Origin of the sequence: Streptomyces durocortorensis (assembly GCF_016901035.1) — a bacterium.
Taxonomy (GTDB): Bacteria; Actinomycetota; Actinomycetes; order Streptomycetales; family Streptomycetaceae; genus Streptomyces; species Streptomyces durocortorensis.
The window spans coordinates 1-3,148 of sequence record NZ_JAFEUF010000421.1 but is presented as its reverse complement, the minus strand read 5'-3'; the positions used below and the strand labels follow the sequence as shown (position 1 = coordinate 3,148).

Sequence of the window (3,148 nt, the reverse complement as noted above, 5' to 3'; positions counted from 1 at the left end):
GGAGTTTGGTATAAGACACAGGAGCGGGGGAAATGGGGAAGGGTGAACACGCAGTTCTGATCACAGAACGATAACGGGTCTGGTCCAAGCTTGGGGGGCCGTTCACCGTCCCGTCGGCGACCCGACGCGTGCGGGACACCCGTCCCGAGGAGCGTGGCCGTCGTGAGAGTCATCGTCGTAGGAGCCGGCGTGGTGGGAACCATGCACGCCTGGCACGCAGTCAGCCGCGGCCACGAGGTCGTACAGATCGAGCGCGAGAGCGAGGCGCGCGGGGCATCGCTCCGCAATTTCGGACAGATATGGATCAGCGGGCGGGCCGGCGGCGAGGAGCTGGAAACCGCCCTGCGCGCCCGTGAGCTGTGGGAGGAGATCGGGGCGCGGGTGCCGGGGCTCGGCTTCCGGGCCTGCGGTTCGCTGACCCCGCTGCGCACCGCGCACGAGGTCGCCGTCGCCGAGGCGGCCGTCGCCAGGCCCGACGCGGCGGCGCGCGGCTACAAGCTGCTCACCGCCGACGAGGCCCGGGCGGTCAACCCGGCCCTGCGCGGCGCGTTCACCGCCGCCCTGTGGTGCGAGCGGGACGCGGCCGTCGAGCCCCGCACCGCCCAACTCGCCCTCAAGCAGGAGCTGCTGGCCTCCGGGCGGTACACCTACCTCGGCGGCCGTGAAGTCCGCGAGGTCGTCGGGGCCGCATCGGTGCGCGACGACCACGGCGACCTCCACACCGGCGACGCCGTCATCCTCGCCACCGGCGCCTGGCTCGGCGGGCTCGTCCGCGAACTCGCCGGGCCCGACCTGCCCGTACGTCGCGTCCGCCTCCAGATGATGCAGACCGACCCCCTCGGCGAGCCCCTCACCACCTCCGTCGCCGACGCCGACAGCTTCCGCTACTACCCCGCCTACCGGGGCGAGGCGCTCGACGCCCTCAACGCAGGACAGGCCCAGGACCCCGTCGCCGCCGAGCACCGCATGCAGCTCCTCATGGTCCAGCGCCGCGACGGCGGGCTGACCATCGGCGACACCCACGAGTACGAGCACCCCTTCGCCTTCGACACCGTCGAGGAGCCGTACGAGCACCTCACCCGCGTCGTCGAGGCCTTCCTCGGCCGGCCGCTGCCACGCATCCGCCACCGCTGGGCGGGCGTCTACGCCCAGTGCACCGACACCGCACGCGTCGTCCACCGCCAGCAGGTGCGCGACGGGGTCTGGCTCGTCACCGGACCCGGCGGGCGCGGCATGACCTGCTCGCCCGCCATCGCCGAAACGACCGCCGACCAACTGGGCTGGTGAACCACATGACTTCCCCGACCGGCATCACCGACATCTCGCGTGACCCCTACAACCTCGTCGTCCTCGACATGGCCGGCACCACCGTCGCCGACGGCGGCCTCGTCGAGCAGGCGTTCTCCGCCGCCGCCCAACGCCTCGGCGTCCAGCCCGGATCCGACGAGCACGCCCGCCAACTCGCCTACGTACGCGCCACCATGGGCGAGTCCAAGATCTCCGTCTTCCGGCACCTGTTCGATGACGAGGACCGGGCGCAGGACGCCAACACCGCCTTCGAGGAGGCGTACGGGGAACTCGTCGACGGCGGCCGCATCGCCCCGCTCCCCGGCGCCCGCGAGGCCATCGAACGCCTCGCCGCCGAAGGCCGTACCGTCGTCCTGACCACCGGCTTCGCCCGCACCACCCAGGACGCCATCCTCGCCGCCCTCGGCTGGCAGGGCCTCGTCCCGCTCACCCTCTGTCCCGCCGACGCGGGCGGCCGGGGGCGCCCCTACCCGGACATGGTGCTGGCCGCCTTCCTGCGCACGGGGGCGGTGGACGACGTCCGCCGGATCGCGGTGGCCGGCGACACCTCGTACGACATGCTCAGCGGCGTACGCTCCGGCGCCGGGATCGTCGCCGGGGTCCTCACCGGCGCTCACGACAAGGACCAGTTGACCCGGCACGGCGCGACCCACGTCCTCGGGTCCGTCGCCGAACTGCCCGACCTCATCGCGCGGGCCGAGGCATGAGCACCGGGACCGCCCCCAGCGGCATCCGCTTCGACGGCGTCACCGTCGCCTACGGCGGCACCGTCGTCCTCGACCGGCTCGACCTCACCGTCGAACCCGGCGAGGTGATGGCCCTCCTCGGGCCCTCCGGCTCGGGCAAGACCACCGCCCTGCGCGCCGTCGCCGGGTTCGTCCGGCCCGCCGCCGGGCGGGTGTTCCTCGGCGGCCGGGACGTCACCGCCCTGCCTCCGCACCGGCGCGGCATCGGCATGGTCGTCCAGAGTTACGCCCTCTTCCCGCACCTCAAGGTCAAGGACAACGTGGCCTTCGGGCTCAAGGCCCACCGCACCCCCAAGGCCGAGATACCCGGCCGGGTCACCGAGGCTCTCGAACTCGTCGGCATGGCCGCGTACGCCGACCGGCACCCCCGCGAACTCTCCGGCGGCCAGCAGCAGCGCGTCGCGATCGCCCGCGCGCTGGCCATCCGGCCCGGCGTGCTGCTCCTGGACGAACCGCTCTCCGCCCTCGACGCCCGCCTCCGCTCCGGCATGCTCGCCGAACTGGCCCGGCTCCACCGCGAGTTGCCGGACGTCTCCATCCTGTACGTCACCCATGACCAGGTCGAGGCCCTCACCCTCGCGGACCGGATCGCCGTCATGGACCGCTCCCGGCTCCAGGACTGCGGCACCCCCGAGGAGCTCTACCGCCGGCCCCGTACGGAGTTCACCGCCTCGTTCGTCGGCAACGCCAACCTGCTCCCGGTCATCGTGACCGGCGAAGGGGCCGTCGACCTCGGTGACCGGCCCCTCACCGTCCCCACCGAGACCGCCGCCCCCGGCGCGACCGCCACCCTCTGCGTCCGGCCGCACCTGGTCGGCCTCGGCGACGGGCCCAACGCGCTCACCGGCAGCGTCACCGAGGTCCAGTGGCGTGGGTCCACCCACCGCGTCCACGCCGACGTCGACGGTCACCGCGTCATGGCCGACCTCCGCGAACTGCGCGAGCCCCCGGCCATCGGCGACCCCGTCACCCTGCACTTCGCCACCGAGGACGCGGTCCTGCTCCCGGCGGGGGCCGGCGACGGGGTGGGGGTGAGCCCATGACCACCGCCACCGCCGCGCCCCGTACCTCCGGCGAACCGACCCCCGCAGCAC

3 protein-coding genes are annotated in these 3,148 nt (G+C 73.5%); all 3 read left to right on the top strand.

All coding sequences use genetic code 11. The features are described from left to right. The first annotated feature begins 162 nt into the window (after nucleotides 1-162). From JS521_RS34865 to JS521_RS34855, 3 genes are read left to right on the top strand one after another with little or no spacing between them, the layout of a single operon-like run. Entirely contained in the window at nucleotides 163-1,287 is a 1,125-nt protein-coding gene (locus tag JS521_RS34865; RefSeq protein WP_205086871.1) for a TIGR03364 family FAD-dependent oxidoreductase, read from the top strand. Between the two features lie 5 nt (nucleotides 1,288-1,292). After that, nucleotides 1,293-2,015, top strand: coding sequence for a phosphonatase-like hydrolase (locus JS521_RS34860; RefSeq protein ID WP_205086870.1), 723 nt, complete (start codon nucleotides 1,293-1,295; stop codon nucleotides 2,013-2,015). Next, complete coding sequence (locus JS521_RS34855; RefSeq protein ID WP_205086869.1) at nucleotides 2,012-3,097, top strand: ABC transporter ATP-binding protein; 1,086 nt, start codon at nucleotides 2,012-2,014, stop codon at nucleotides 3,095-3,097. The genes JS521_RS34860 and JS521_RS34855 overlap by 4 nt, the downstream gene beginning before the upstream one ends. Nucleotides 3,098-3,148: the final 51 nt, after the last annotated feature.